Raw genomic sequence first — 14,270 nt, forward strand, 5'->3', positions numbered from 1 at the left:
TATTGATGAAACCTAAATTTAGAAGTGGTACAACAAAAGCAATTAAAGAATTAGCAGAAGAATTAAATCTGCCTTTTGATGAATGGATGCAAGATTGGCCATTTGAAGTAGTTAATCCTTCTGATATTGATAAATATATCAATCACTATAAATTATTGAATGATGATGATAAAAAATTTGTCTTGTTAGATGGAATAATTCAATCTGTTGAAGAGCAATCAAATGAAGAATTATTTCAAAAATATTTAAAAATTGTAAGACAAATCCTTGAAAAAGACTATGATATATATGAATATCAAATCTATTATTGGGCTTGTTTGGAAAACGATAAAAATGAAATTGACGATTGTTGGAAAGTTACACCAATGATGAGAGATTTAATTAATGCAAAAAAATAAAAATAAAAATATATGACAACTTTGGAAAAAGCAAAACTTTGGTTATCAGATACTTTTGATGCAGAAACCAGAGCAACAGTTCAGAATTGGATTGATACCAATTCTCCAGAATTAGAAGACAGTTTTTACAGAGAATTAGAATTCGGGACTGGCGGAATGAGAGGAATTATGGGAGTAGGAACCAATCGTCTCAATAAATATACATTGGGTCAAGCTACACAAGGTTTGGCAAATTATCTTCATCAGCAATTTCCGGGCGAAGAAATAAAAGTAGCGATTGCTTATGACGTAAGAAATAATTCTAAAGAGTTCGGAAAAATGTGTGCAGATGTTCTTACTGCAAACGGAATTAAAGTGTTGCTTTTCAAAGAACACAGACCAACTCCAGAACTTTCTTTCACGGTTCGTGATAAAAAATGTAATGCGGGAATCGTTTTGACGGCTTCTCACAATCCACCAGAATACAACGGTTACAAAGTATATTGGAATGATGGAGCACAAGTAGTTCCACCAAATGATGAAAATATCATCAAAGAAGTTTACGCTACAAAATTCGACGAAATTAAATTCAACGGAAGTGATGATTTAATCGAATGGATTGGCGAAGAACAAGATGATGTGTACATCGATACTTGTATGGAAAATTCATTGTACCAAAATATTGGAAGAGATAATGTAAACATCGTTTTCACTTCTATTCACGGTACTACTTATACTACGATTCCTAAAGCTTTAGCAAAAGCAGGTTTCACCAAAGTAGATTTGGTAAAAGAACAAATGATTCCTTCTGGAAATTTTCCAACGGTAGAATCTCCGAATCCTGAAGAACCTGCAGCATTAACAATGGCAGTAGATTTAGCAAATATTACCAATGGCGATATCGTTATCGGTTGTGATCCAGATGGTGACAGATTAGGAATTGCGGTTAGAAATCTAGATGGCGAAATTCAGTTATTGAATGGTAACCAAACCAATATGATTTTGACCTATTACATTCTTGACCAATGGAAAAAAGCAGGTAAAATTACAGGAAAAGAGTTCATCGGTTCTACGATTGTAACTTCTGACTGTTTCTTTGATGTAGCTGAAAAATTCGGAGTAGATTGCAAAGTAGGATTGACTGGTTTCAAATGGATTGGTAAAATGATTCGTGATGTAGAAGGACAAGAAAAATTCATTTGCGGTGGCGAAGAATCTTTCGGATTTATGACAGGAGATTTCGTAAGAGATAAAGACAGTTGTGGCTCTATTTTATTGGCTTGTGAAATTGCAGCTGTTTGCAAAGCACAAGGAAAAACCATGTATCAGTACATGATTGATATCTACAAAGAAATTGGTATGTATCAAGAAGGTTTGGTAAACGTGGTAAGAAAAGGAAGAACTGGTGCCGAAGAAATTGCTCAAATGATGGTAGATTTCAGAGAAAATCCTGTAAAAGAATTGGCAGGTTCTAAAGTTTTGGAAGTAAAAGATTTCCAAGAACAAACCAGCTTAAATGTGATTACTGGTGAGAAAAAAGTAATGAACGAAATCCCGAAATCTAATGTGTTAATCTATTACACAGAAGACGGAACTAAAGTTTGCATTCGTCCTTCTGGAACAGAGCCGAAAATTAAATTCTATTTTTCTGTGAAAGATAAAATTGAAAACGAAGCAGATTTCAAAGCTAAACAAGCTTCTCTGGAACAAAAAATCAATGAAGTAAAAAAAGATTTAAAACTATAAATATTTTAATCTAATGTTTTTAAGTTCACAGAAGTTTAACAAATCTTTAGGTTTTTAATCTTTTGTGAACTTTTTTATTTTATTTAAATTTGAAAAATCATTAACAACAAAATCTTAATAAAAAGTGGTTTCAAAACTCGCTCAAAACCTTATCGGTTCAGAAATTATTAAAATCGGTAATCAAGTAAACGAACTCAAAGCTCAAGGAGCTGAAATTGCCAACCTCACCATCGGTGATTTAGATTCTAACATTTATCCTATTCCTGCAGAATTAAAACAAAATATTCAGAAAGCTTACGCAGATAATTTAACCAATTATCCTCCTGCAAATGGTTTGCTTTCATTAAGAAAAGCAGTAGCAAAAGACATTAAATCTCGTTGGGATTTAGATTATTCTCCAGAAGATATTTTGGTTTCTGGTGGTTCTCGTCCTTTGATTTACGCTACTTTTAAAACTATTGTAGACGAAGGCGACAAAGTAGTTTATGCCGTTCCTTCTTGGAATAATAACCACTACGCTTACTTAACTTCAGCCAATGCAGTAGAACTAGAAGTTACTCCAGAAGATAATTTTTTGCCGACAGCAGATGTAATTACCCCACATTTAGAAGGTGCAGTTTTATTGGCGCTTTGTTCTCCGCTTAACCCAACAGGAACCATGTTTACCAAAGAACAACTTTCAGAAATTTGTGAAGCGGTAATTGCAGAAAATAAAAAAAGAGGAGAAGGCGAAAAGCCACTTTACTTAATGTACGACCAAATTTATGCAATGCTTACGTTTGGTGATTCAGAACATTTTAATCCAGTTTCTCTCTATCCAGAACTTAGAGATTACACTATTTATATCGATGGAACTTCTAAATGTTTTGCAGCAACTGGAGTTAGAGTAGGATGGAGTTTCGGACCAACTAAAGTGATTGATAGAATGAAAGCGCTATTAACACATGTTGGAGCTTGGGCGCCGAAACCAGAACAACAAGCAGTAGCTGAGTTTTTAGATAATACACCAGCTGTAAACGAATTTGTGAATGATTTCAAAGGTAAAATTGCACACAGTTTAGAAGTTTTACATGCTGGAATTCAAGAAATGAAATCTAAAAATTTCGCGGTAGATAGCATTAAACCAATGGGTGCTTTGTATTTGACCATTAAATTGGATTATGTAGGAAAAACCACTGAAGACGGAAAGGTTTTGAAAGATTCTACCGATTTAGTTTTCTATTTAATCGAAAATGCAGGAGTAGCATTAGTGCCATTTTCAGCATTTGGAAATTCTAGAGAAATGCCTTGGTTTAGAGCATCAGTTGGCGCTTGTTCAGTAGAAGATTTACAAAAAATGTTCCCGAAACTTGAAAATGCTTTAGCTAAATTAAAATAAATTTATCTCTCGCAGATTGAGCAAATTTAGAGGATTTTGATCTGCTAAATCAGCTCAATCAGCGAGATTTTTTTAAATAAAATTATCAAAGTCAATAATGAATAATCTCGGAACCAGAAACTCGAAATTCGAAACGCTTAAAATTATCGCTGTCATACCAGCTCGTTATGCTGCAAGTAGATTTCCCGGGAAATTAATGCAGATTTTAGGCAACAAAACCGTAATTGCTACCACTTATCAAAATGTGGTGGAAACTCAGCTATTTGATGAGGTTTTCGTGGCGACTGATTCAGAAATTATCTTTGAAGAAATCACCAAAATCGGTGGAAAAGCAGTAATGACAGGTGAACACGAAACAGGAAGCGACAGAATAGCAGAAGCGGTTCAAAATATTGATTGCGATATTGTGATTAATGTTCAAGGAGATGAACCTTTCCTGAAAACAGAGCCTTTGAAACAACTGATTCAAGTTTTTAAAAATGATGTTGACAAAGAAATTTCATTGGCTTCGCTTAAAATCAGGTTAAAGGAAAAGGAAGAAATCGAAAATCCGAATAATGTAAAAGTTATTACAAATTTACAGAATTTTGCGATGTATTTCAGTCGTTCTGTAATTCCTTATCCTAGAGAAACCTCTGTAGAACACTTGTATTACAAGCATATTGGTGTTTATGCATTCAGGAAAGAAGCATTGTTGAAATTTGCTGATTTGGCGATGACTCCACTTGAAATTTCAGAAAAAATAGAAGCGATTCGTTATCTGGAAAACGGAATGAAAATCAAAATGATAGAAACAGATTTCATTGGGGTAGGAATAGATGTTCCCGAAGATTTAGAAAAAGCGAAAGCTATTCTGAATAATGAAACGAAAGCGTCATAAAAAAGTTATGCTGTTGATATAAATATTTCAAAAAAAAGGGTGTTGAAAATTGGAACTTAACACAAAAACTTTATATTTGAAACTTCGTAAAAAAGATTGAATGAAAAAGATACTATTAGTCGCAACAATTCTAGTAACCACCATATTTTCGGCGCAAACTGCTAAACAAATTATTGATAAAAATATTGAGTTAACAGGAGGCTTAACCAACTGGAAACTGCTGAATTCTATTATTCTACAAGGAAAAGTAATTCTAGGCGTAAATGATGAATATCCTATGAGAATTTATCAACAAAGACCTAATCTTACCAAAACCGTAGTATTCATAGGGAATAAAGAAAATGTAATCGAAGGTTATGATGGTAAAAATGGTTACGCTATGAATTACGTGGTGAATAAACTTCAGGTTCAAAAAAATTACGTTCCAGAAAGCTTTGACACAGATTTCATCGATTACGAAAACAAAGGTTTTACCGCTCAAGTTCTAGGGAAAGAAAAAGTGGGAGAAAGAGATTGTTATAAGGTAGAACTCACCAAAAATGTGAATAAAACTGTTTATTATTTTGATGTTCAGAACTATTTATTGCTGAAAGAAGAAAAGAAAGACGAAACGTTGGTGTATTCTGATTTCAAAAAAGTGAATAATTTGGTAATGCCTTTTAGAATAGAAGCAACTACGCCTAAAAAAGAAGGAGATTACGTGATGATTCTCTATAAAATTGAAGTCAACAAAGCATTTCCAGCCAATACTTTTAAGTTCTAATAAAACTTTACGATAAAAAATTTCTATGACTGCAATTTCTATGGATTTTGCAGTTTTTTTATCCCTAAATTTGAAATCAAATAAAATCAAAATGAAAAAAATATTATTTATTCTTATGGCATTTTTTGGACTTTTTTCTTCGCAGGCGCAACAAGCAAAATCCATTCATTCTTTTAAAGTGAAAGCTTTAGACGGTAAAACCATTGATTTTTCTAAGTTTAAAGGCAAGAAGATTCTAATTGTAAATACAGCGTCAGAATGTGGTTTTACGCCACAATATGAAGGTTTACAGAAGTTATACGAAACGTACAAAGACCAATTGGTGATTGTAGGTTTTCCTGCAAACAATTTTGGTGGACAAGAACCTGGAAGCAATGAAGCAATTGGTGCTTTTTGCAAAAAAAATTACGGAGTTACTTTTCCGATGGCGGCTAAAGTTTCTGTGAAAGGAAAAGATATTGCTCCCATTTTTAAATTTTTAACAGACAAAAAACTAAACGGAGTAAAAAGTACTACCATTCTTTGGAACTTCGAGAAATTTTTGCTTAACGAAAAAGGCGAGTTAATCGATACTTTTGTAAGTACTACGAAACCTACTTCTGAATCTATTACGAAATATTTTAAATAAAGAATCAAGAATAAAGGCAAAAGATAAAAGTTAACCGCAAAGTAATTTTTGCGGTTTTTTATTTTAAATCTGCATAATCAGCGAAATCTGTGGGAAATAGATAATAAAATTTGTGTATTCGCGGCAATTATTATTCTTTTCCTTTCTCTGCAAAACTGAAAATACTGCCTAATTTTATTTTAGAATATCCGTAAGATTTTATTTTAGATGAATTCACCAAAGCTTGTGCTAAAATGTCTGTTGGCAATGGTTTTTGAGATTCTAAAACGCCAAATTTATTGGCAAATTTTATAATTCTAGCGCCTAAAACTTCACCAGTTCTGTCGGTGTTTTTTCGATCGAGCATTCCGGGTTGGAAAATGGTAATTTTATTAAAATGAAGTTTTTTTACTTCTTCTTCTAATTCGCCCTTCATTCTAGAGTAGAAAATTTTAGAATTAGGATTGGCTCCATAAGCAGAAACCAAAACGAAATCTTCCACGCCATTTTCTTTGGCAGTTTTGGCAAATTGCAATTGATAATCAAAATCTACTTTTCTCTGTGCTTCCTTGCTTCCTGCATCTTTCAAGGTAGTTCCGAGGCAAGAAAAAGCGACATCACCTTTTACCAAATCTTTCCATTCTTCTGGCTTTTCGAAATTTACTACATGAAATTTCACTTTCTCAGAGTTAGATTCTACAGGTTTTCTTACAAAAGCATGAATTTCTTCGAAATCTTTGTCTTGACTTAGTTTTTGAACCAAATCTTTTCCTGTAGCGCCAGTTGCTCCTATAATTAAAGCCTTCATAACAAAATTTTTAAAGGGATTGATAAAGTGATAAATATTACTTTAAAATTAAGAAAAAATTGAATATGATTTAGTATTTTTGTTAAAACTAATAACAACATTGTCACTTATTATTCCCAATCATGATTTACGCTAATGGAAGCTGAAGAAATCCGTAATTATTGTCTCAACAAAAAAGGAGTTACGGAAGGTTTTCCGTTTGATGAAACTACTTTAGTCTTTAAAGTAGGTGGTAAAATGTTTCTATTAATGGCTTTAGAAAAGCAACCATTGGTCTTTTCGGCAAAAAACACTGCAGATTATAACGAAGAACTCCGAGAGCAATATTACCAAATTTCTGGAGCTTATCACATGAATAAAACACATTGGAATTCTATAATTTGTGAAGGATTGAAGCCGGAATTCATTAAAAAACTCATTGATGATTCTTATCAATTGGTGTATGAAAGTTTAACGAAGAAAATAAAATTAGAAATTAATAAATAACATGAGAAAACTATTACTAACCATTTTTACATTCTCCTTTATTTTATTGTACTCTCAGAATGAGAATTATAATAAAGTTTGGGATTTATTACTCAAAAACAAAAGAACTGAAGCTAGAAATCTTTATGAAAAATCTTTAGCTCACTTAAAAACCAAAGAATTAGATGCTTTATACTTAGATGCCATTATTAATTTAGAAGAAGGAAAACTTAATTATGATGATGAGTTTGTGAAAAATTTCATCGCTATTTCTCCCAATGAAAACTATTTTAGAGCTTTGTTTTATATGCCTTTTATGATGAATAGAATTGCTCAGAATGGTATAGATGATAATTTTTATAAGAAGATAGATTTATTAAGCAAGAGCAAATTTGGGAATGATTTCAGTGTTATTTATTATAAATATTATGCTGATAAATTAAGAAGAGAGAATGTTTCTGCAAAAGATAACTTGCAGAAAATAGGTGCTGTGAATAAATGGCAATTCTGCGGAGTTTTTGAAAATCTTAATGGGAGTGGTCTAGATATAGAATATGAACCAGAAACCTATGCTAAAAATGATAAAAAATTCAATGCCAATAGTAATGGAATGGTTCATTGGTATAATGCAAAAGACGAAGATGAAGATATTATTCATTTCTATGCAAATGAAAATGAATATGGAGAAGGAATAATGTATGCACAAACTTTTATAGAATCTCCAGAAGATAGAACAGTCTTGCTAGAACTGGGTTCTTCTTCAGAATTTAAAGCATTTTTAAATGATGTAGAAATTGTAAGAAGTTCTGATGAATATATTAATGAAATAGGAAACTACCTTGTAAAAGTGAAGCTTTCTAAAGGGATGAATAGGCTTTTACTGAAGTCTGAACTTAATAATTCTACGGCTATTTTTGCTTTGTTTTCAGATGAACAGAAGAATAGATTTACAGATTTAAAATATTATAACACTTACCAAAATTATCAACCAAAAACGCTTCAAGAAGTAAATCCAGAAGCGAAAAACTTTCCTTATCAAGATTTTCTAGCTCAAAAAATAAAGGAAAATCCTTCTCTTATTTCGCATCAGATTATGTTGGCTTATGCCGATATTATGTTTAATAAAAATGAAAAGAGCAGAATTTTATTAGAAGAATTATCTAAAAAATATCCTAATTCATCTTTACTTGGATTTATATGGATTGGTTATTATAACAATATTGCAGATAATCAAAAAGCATTAGAAATTATAAAAAATATAGAAATTAATGATCCTGATTATTACTACAACGTAATTTCTAAAGCTTCTGATAAAGATTTTTTACAGACTGGTAGTATGGATGAACTTCAAAAACTGGTTGAAAAATCTAAAAAGACAAAGGCTACAGCATTTACAGATTTACTAGAAATGATGATAGAAGTAAGAAAATCTAATATTTCTGAAATCATCACTATTTTAGATAAACTCATTGCAGATTCGTATAACAACGAGAAGTATTTAAAAGGATTTGCTCAGATTTATGATGTTCAAAAATCGAATGGTAACGGAGCAATTCAAAGATTGGAAAAAGCATTGGAAAAAAGAGATAATTATGAGTTGTTGCTTACATTGGTAGATTATTATATAGATGCAAAACGCGATGAAGATGCTAAAAAAATCCTTAAAAAATTGTCTGAAGCTTATCCGTTCATTAACCTCTATCGAGAAAAATATGCAGAAATTCTCATCAAAGAGAAAAAGTATGAAGAAGCAATGGTTGAAATCAATCGTAACTTAGATAATTTCCCATTTTCTTACAACAATCTTTCTACGAAAGGAGTTTTGTTTGGTAATTTAAATAACAAAGAAGAAGCGGCTAATTATTATAAAAAATCGCTTTCATATAACTCTGGAAATGATAAAGTAAATCAATATTTAGAAGACTTAACCAAGAAAATAAATGATATTGATAGAGTTGCCGTAAAAGATTTATATGCATTAGCAAAACAGAGAAGAAATACTACACACAAAGGAGATTTAGGCGTAACTACGTTATTAGATGAATATATTGTAAATGTATTAGAAGAAGGGGGACTCAAAAAAAGAAGCTCTTACATCTACGAAATTACTTCTGAAGCGGGAATAGAAGAATTAAAAGAATATTCTGTAAATGGAGTAGTGAAAAAAGCAGAAATTGTAAAACCTAATGGTTCTATAGTTCCAGCAGAAGAAAATTACGGAAATATAGTCTTTACAAATTTAGCGGTAGGAGATGTTATTATCTTACAATATGATGTAACCGAAAGAGAAACAGGTAGATTTTATAAAGATTTTAATGAAGCTTCTTATTTTAATGGATATTATCCTGTAGTAGAATCTACTTTTACGGTAATTTCTCCAGAGAATTTAAAATACAATATAGTCTATAATAATGGTAACGTACCATTTACAAGTAAGAAAATTGAGAAAAAAACTTATACAACTTGGACCTTAAAAAATCTTCCTCAATTGTCTAAAGAAGAAAGTTTTTCAAAACAATATGCAGATATTGCGACTTCTGTAAATGTAGGAACTCTTAATTCTTGGAAAGAAATTGCCAATTGGTACTCAGATTTAGTGAAGAAAGTAACTAATCCAGATAAAATTACGATTGATACCTTTAATAAAATATTTCCAAAAGGAACCAGCGGTTTCACGCAATATGAAATTGCTCAACAAATCTATGACTACATAGAAAAAAATGTAAATTACAGTTCAGTAAACTTTAGACAAAGTGGTTATATTCCACAGAGACCATCTAAAACATTGGTAACTAAACTAGGTGATTGCAAAGATCTTTCTACTTTATTTATGGTTTTGGCTCAACAAGCGAAAATTTCTGCAAATCTCGTTTTAGTCTCTACGAATGATAATGCTAAAAACTATTTAACAATTCCTAATATTGGCTTTAACCACTGTATTGTAAAAGCTAATTTAGACGGAAAAGAGTATTTTCTGGAAATGACAGATAAATTTTTGCCATTCAATTCTATTTCAAATACCAATATCAGAGCAAAAGCTTTAGTTATCGGGAAAGATAAATCAGAAAATGAAAACTCAGTAATTATAGATTTACCTTACCAAAATAACTTAGAGAACAAAATAGCCATCAAAACTGAGGTAAATATCACTGAAGATAAGAAAATAATTACCGCAGAATATCAGAATTTTGGTGGGCAAAAAGCATATTACAACGATTTGTTTTCTGAGAGTTATTCAGATGATGATAGAAAAAGTAGAGTAGAAGAAGATTTAGGTAGCGTTTTAGACAAAGTGATTTCTGCACAATCTATAAAACTTGTGAGTGGAAAAGATTTGTCTTCTAATCCTTTAGTCTACGAAGTTAAATTTAACATAAACGAAAAACCACAAACGGTAGGAAGTCTTAAGCTTACTCAAATTCCTATTCTGATAAAGCCTTACACTAAAAATCTTATCGCTTTAGAAAATAGAAAGTCTGAGATTGATTATGTTCAATATGAAAATATCAACCAATATGCTGAAGAAATTATAATTAATATTCCAGCTAATTCTAAGTTTACAGAAATACCAGAAAACAAAGAATTAACCTACAAAAAACATAAATATTCTATTAAATATGAATTAATAAGTCCTAATAAACTGAAAATTACAAAATTGGCAAATCCTTCTTGGGAGAATGTGAGTGTTTCAGAATATCCAGAATTTAAAAAATTCGCAAGCGAAGTTATTCAAGCAGAAGAACAAATCATTGCTTACAAATAATAGAAAAGGCTGTCAAATTTTGACAGCCTTTTTTTATAAAACATCTTTATCAAGATGCTGTTCTTCTTCTTTGTAATGTTCGTGAAGATGTACAGGTTCAGATTTTTTGGTCGTTTTCATTTGAATAATATCTACCAAAAGCGAAAATGCCATCGCGAAATAAATATAACCTTTCGGAATTTCTTTGCCAAAACCTTCCACGATTAGTGAGAAACCAATCAAAAGCAAGAATGAAAGTGCTAAAATTTTAAAAGCAGGGTGTTTATTTACAAAATTGCTGATAGGTTCTGCTGCAAATAGCATGATAATCACTGTAACAATTACCGCTACATACATTACCCAAACTTCTTTTACCATTCCTACTGCGGTAATAATGGAATCAATAGAGAACACCAAATCCATTAGTAAAATTTGGAATATCACTTGTCCGAAACTCGTTACAATCATGGTTTTAGTTACATCCCCATCTTCGCCTTCCATTTTATGATAAATTTCGGCGGTACTTTTGTAAAGTAGGAATAAACCTCCGAGAATTAAAATCAAATCTTTACCTGAGATTCCCGTTTCGAAAACGGTAAATAAATCTTGGTCTAGTTTCATAATTTGACTAATCAAAAGTAATAAACCAAGTCTCATCACTCCGGCAAGAATAAGCCCGATTCTTCTGGCTTTTTTCTGTTGGTTTACAGGTAATTTATTCGCCAAAATAGAAATGAAAATAACATTGTCTATTCCTAGAACGGTTTCTAGTGCGATTAGAGTAAGTAAAGAAATAATAATTTCTGCTTCCATAGTTTTATTTTATGATTTTCACAAAACTATAGAAACTTATGAATCTAATTTTATAAAATCTGATTGAAAATTTATATGATTCTAACTCTTAACTAAAGTTAAAATTTTCGGTCAAAACCTTGTCTTCATCTAATCTTTCGATGAGTTTTTCTAGCGATTCGAATTTAATTTCTTCGTGTAGAAAATCTCTGAATTTTACAGTGATAACTTCGCCATAAATATCTTGATTGAAGTCTAAAATGTACACTTCTGCAGTCAATTTATCACCATTTACAGTAGGATTAGTACCAATGCTCATCATGCCTTTGTAAAATTGGTCTTTCACAAAAACTTCTACAATGTAAGCCCCTTTTTTAGGCAAGAGTTTCAGTTCGTCTATTTCTAGATTTGCAGTAGGGTAACCAATTGTTCTTCCCAATTTTTTCCCATCAATTACTTTTCCAGAAAGAGAGTAGGAATAACCCAGCATTTTATTGGCGCCCACGATGTTTCCGTTTCCTAAGCAATTTCTGATTTTAGTAGAACTGATATTGAAATCATCTTCATTTTTGATGGCTTGTAATTGCTCTACAGTAAAATCTAATTCGGAAGAAAGCTTTTTAAGCAGTTCGAAATTTCCAGATTTATTTTTCCCGAAAACGTGGTCGTGACCTATGATAATGTGTTTTACATTCAGTTTTTTGATGAGAATTTCACGGATAAATTCTTCGCCAGTTAAGTTTCTGAAATGTTCATCAAATTTTTGTAAAAATAAAATGTCAATTCCAGCCTTTTCTAGTAAAAAAAGTTTCTCTTCTAAAGTGTTGAGCAGTTTAAGGTCATCATTTGGGTTGAAAATTTTCCTAGGATGAGGCCAAAAGGTGAGCAAAGAAGTCTCTAAATTATTTTTTTTTGCCTTGTCTTTCAATTGATTGATGATGGAAATATGACCGAGATGAACTCCGTCAAACATTCCTAAAGAAAGAACTTTAGGAGATTTTTCGTGATAAAAATTTAAATCTTCAATGAGTTTCAAAACCGCTTACATTTTCTGTGTGCAAAGATGAAAAAAAATATTGATTTTTGATTATGTATTTTGAAGAGAATCACTATATTTGCACCACAAGAAAAAATAAAGCAATGGCAAACCAAATTAAAGGGAAAATTTCACAAATTATCGGTCCAGTTATAGACGTTCTTTTTCAAGAAGTAGAAGAATTACCAAAAATTTATGATGCTCTTGAAATTAAAAAATCAAACGGAGAAACTGTTGTATTAGAAGTAGAACAACACATTGGTGAAGATATGGTAAGATGTATCTCAATGGACGCTACTGACGGTTTACAAAGAGGGCAAGAAGTTGTAGGAACAGGAAACCAAATTACCATGCCTACAGGTGATGGTGTAAACGGAAGACTTTTTAACGTAGTAGGTAATGCAATTGACGGACTTCCTAATTTATCTAAAGATGGCGGTTTGCCAATCCACAGAGAAGCTCCTCATTTCGATCAGCTTTCTACTTCGGCTGAAGTTTTATTTACTGGTATCAAAGTAATCGACCTTATCGAACCTTATGCAAAAGGTGGTAAGATTGGTTTATTCGGTGGTGCTGGTGTAGGAAAAACAGTATTAATTCAAGAATTAATCAACAATATTGCTAAAGGACACGGTGGTTTATCTGTGTTCGCTGGTGTAGGTGAAAGAACAAGAGAAGGAAACGACCTTCTTAGAGAGATGTTAGAATCTGGTATCATCAAATATGGTGAAGGTTTCATGCACTCTATGGAAGAAGGTGGATGGGATTTATCTAAAGTAGATTTAGAAGAAATGAAAGATTCTAAATGTACCTTCGTTTTCGGACAAATGAACGAACCTCCTGGTGCAAGAGCTAGAGTAGCACTTTCTGGTCTTACTGTTGCTGAATATTTCAGAGATGGTGGTGAATCTGGTCAAGGTAGAGACGTATTATTCTTCGTAGATAATATCTTTAGATTTACTCAAGCGGGTTCTGAGGTATCTGCACTTTTAGGACGTATGCCTTCTGCAGTAGGTTACCAGCCAACTCTTGCTTCTGAAATGGGAGCAATGCAAGAAAGAATTACTTCTACTAAAAACGGTTCTATTACTTCTGTACAAGCAATCTACGTTCCTGCGGATGACTTAACTGACCCGGCTCCAGCAACTACTTTTGCTCACTTAGATGCAACTACCGTATTAGATAGAAAAATTGCTTCATTAGGTATTTATCCAGCAGTAGATCCACTAGCTTCTACTTCTAGAATCTTAACTCCAGAAATTTTAGGAGCAGATCATTATAATACAGCTCAGAGAGTAAAAGAAATTCTTCAAAGATATAAAGCGCTTCAAGATATCATCGCAATCCTTGGTATGGAAGAACTTTCAGAAGAAGATAAATTAGTAGTATATAGAGCTAGAAAAGTACAGAGATTCTTATCTCAACCTTTCCACGTTGCAGAGCAATTTACAGGTCTTAAAGGAGCTTTAGTAGATATCAAAGATACTATCAAAGGTTTCAACATGATCATCGATGGTGAGTTGGATCACTTACCAGAAGCAGCTTTCAACTTGAAAGGAACTATCGAAGAAGCTATCGAAGCAGGTCAAAAAATGCTTGCTGAAAACGCTTAATAAATTTTAAATGTTAAATTTTAGATTTTAGATTTGATTTCAATAATTTAAAATTTAAAATCT

The 14,270-nt window shown here is 31.9% G+C and carries 12 protein-coding genes; 9 read left to right on the plus strand and 3 right to left on the minus strand.

Annotated elements, in window-relative coordinates:
* Positions 1-5: 5 nt before the first annotated feature.
* The 6 genes from ACT53I_RS03845 (at position 6) to ACT53I_RS03870 (ending at position 5,772) form a co-directional block, all read left to right on the plus strand.
* Positions 6-398 (plus strand): hypothetical protein, encoded by a 393-nt coding sequence (locus ACT53I_RS03845; RefSeq protein ID WP_476078505.1) that lies wholly within the window; start codon positions 6-8, stop codon positions 396-398.
* A 12-nt stretch (positions 399-410) separates the two neighbouring features.
* Positions 411-2,123: a phospho-sugar mutase gene (locus ACT53I_RS03850; RefSeq protein ID WP_476078506.1), complete on the plus strand. Its 1,713-nt coding sequence runs from the start codon at positions 411-413 to the stop codon at positions 2,121-2,123.
* 124 nt (positions 2,124-2,247) lie between these two features.
* Positions 2,248-3,501, plus strand: a complete 1,254-nt coding sequence (locus ACT53I_RS03855; protein ID WP_476078508.1) for a pyridoxal phosphate-dependent aminotransferase — start codon at positions 2,248-2,250, stop codon at positions 3,499-3,501.
* 97 nt (positions 3,502-3,598) lie between these two features.
* Complete coding sequence (gene kdsB / locus ACT53I_RS03860) at positions 3,599-4,381, plus strand: 3-deoxy-manno-octulosonate cytidylyltransferase (protein WP_476078509.1); 783 nt, start codon at positions 3,599-3,601, stop codon at positions 4,379-4,381.
* Between the two features lie 100 nt (positions 4,382-4,481).
* The gene (locus ACT53I_RS03865; RefSeq protein ID WP_476078510.1) at positions 4,482-5,144 is read left to right on the plus strand and encodes an outer membrane lipoprotein-sorting protein; all 663 of its coding nucleotides are present in this window, start codon (positions 4,482-4,484) and stop codon (positions 5,142-5,144) included.
* A 91-nt stretch (positions 5,145-5,235) separates the two neighbouring features.
* Positions 5,236-5,772, plus strand: a complete 537-nt coding sequence (locus ACT53I_RS03870) for a glutathione peroxidase (RefSeq protein WP_476078511.1) — start codon at positions 5,236-5,238, stop codon at positions 5,770-5,772.
* 130 nt (positions 5,773-5,902) lie between these two features.
* Here the strand turns inward: ACT53I_RS03870 and ACT53I_RS03875 are convergent, their stop codons facing one another.
* The gene (locus ACT53I_RS03875) at positions 5,903-6,559 is read right to left on the minus strand and encodes an NAD(P)H-binding protein (protein WP_476078512.1); all 657 of its coding nucleotides are present in this window, start codon (positions 6,557-6,559) and stop codon (positions 5,903-5,905) included.
* 135 nt (positions 6,560-6,694) lie between these two features.
* On the opposite strand from ACT53I_RS03875, the gene ACT53I_RS03880 reads away from it, so the two are divergent.
* Both ACT53I_RS03880 and ACT53I_RS03885 read left to right on the plus strand, forming a co-directional pair.
* Complete coding sequence (locus ACT53I_RS03880) at positions 6,695-7,045, plus strand: MmcQ/YjbR family DNA-binding protein (RefSeq protein ID WP_374450570.1); 351 nt, start codon at positions 6,695-6,697, stop codon at positions 7,043-7,045.
* Between the two features lies 1 nt (position 7,046).
* A complete protein-coding gene (locus ACT53I_RS03885; protein WP_476078513.1) occupies positions 7,047-10,787 on the plus strand; it encodes a tetratricopeptide repeat protein in 3,741 nt (1,246 codons plus the stop codon).
* A 33-nt stretch (positions 10,788-10,820) separates the two neighbouring features.
* On the opposite strand, the gene ACT53I_RS03890 is transcribed toward ACT53I_RS03885, so the two are convergent.
* Together ACT53I_RS03890 and ACT53I_RS03895 are read right to left on the minus strand one after the other, a co-directional pair.
* Positions 10,821-11,579, minus strand: coding sequence for a TerC family protein (locus ACT53I_RS03890; RefSeq protein WP_424306754.1), 759 nt, complete (start codon positions 11,577-11,579; stop codon positions 10,821-10,823).
* 88 nt (positions 11,580-11,667) lie between these two features.
* Complete coding sequence (locus tag ACT53I_RS03895; protein WP_476078514.1) at positions 11,668-12,594, minus strand: bifunctional riboflavin kinase/FAD synthetase; 927 nt, start codon at positions 12,592-12,594, stop codon at positions 11,668-11,670.
* A gap of 104 nt (positions 12,595-12,698) precedes the next feature.
* Between ACT53I_RS03895 and atpD the strand changes: the two genes are divergently transcribed.
* Positions 12,699-14,207, plus strand: a complete 1,509-nt coding sequence (gene atpD / locus ACT53I_RS03900; RefSeq protein WP_104792801.1) for a F0F1 ATP synthase subunit beta — start codon at positions 12,699-12,701, stop codon at positions 14,205-14,207.
* Positions 14,208-14,270 lie beyond the last annotated feature (63 nt).

It is taken from the genome of Cloacibacterium sp. DMC96, assembly GCF_056313765.1.

Coding starts and splice junctions, on each gene's coding strand:
- ACT53I_RS03845 (WP_476078505.1), top strand. CDS start 6: ATGAAACCTAAATTTAGAAGTGGTACAACAAAAGCAATTAAAGAATTA.
- ACT53I_RS03850 (WP_476078506.1), top strand. CDS start 411: ATGACAACTTTGGAAAAAGCAAAACTTTGGTTATCAGATACTTTTGAT.
- kdsB (WP_476078509.1), top strand. CDS start 3,599: ATGAATAATCTCGGAACCAGAAACTCGAAATTCGAAACGCTTAAAATT.
- ACT53I_RS03865 (WP_476078510.1), top strand. CDS start 4,482: ATGAAAAAGATACTATTAGTCGCAACAATTCTAGTAACCACCATATTT.
- ACT53I_RS03870 (WP_476078511.1), top strand. CDS start 5,236: ATGAAAAAAATATTATTTATTCTTATGGCATTTTTTGGACTTTTTTCT.
- ACT53I_RS03875 (WP_476078512.1), bottom strand. CDS start 6,559: ATGAAGGCTTTAATTATAGGAGCAACTGGCGCTACAGGAAAAGATTTG.
- ACT53I_RS03880 (WP_374450570.1), top strand. CDS start 6,695: ATGGAAGCTGAAGAAATCCGTAATTATTGTCTCAACAAAAAAGGAGTT.
- ACT53I_RS03885 (WP_476078513.1), top strand. CDS start 7,047: ATGAGAAAACTATTACTAACCATTTTTACATTCTCCTTTATTTTATTG.
- ACT53I_RS03890 (WP_424306754.1), bottom strand. CDS start 11,579: ATGGAAGCAGAAATTATTATTTCTTTACTTACTCTAATCGCACTAGAA.
- atpD (WP_104792801.1), top strand. CDS start 12,699: ATGGCAAACCAAATTAAAGGGAAAATTTCACAAATTATCGGTCCAGTT.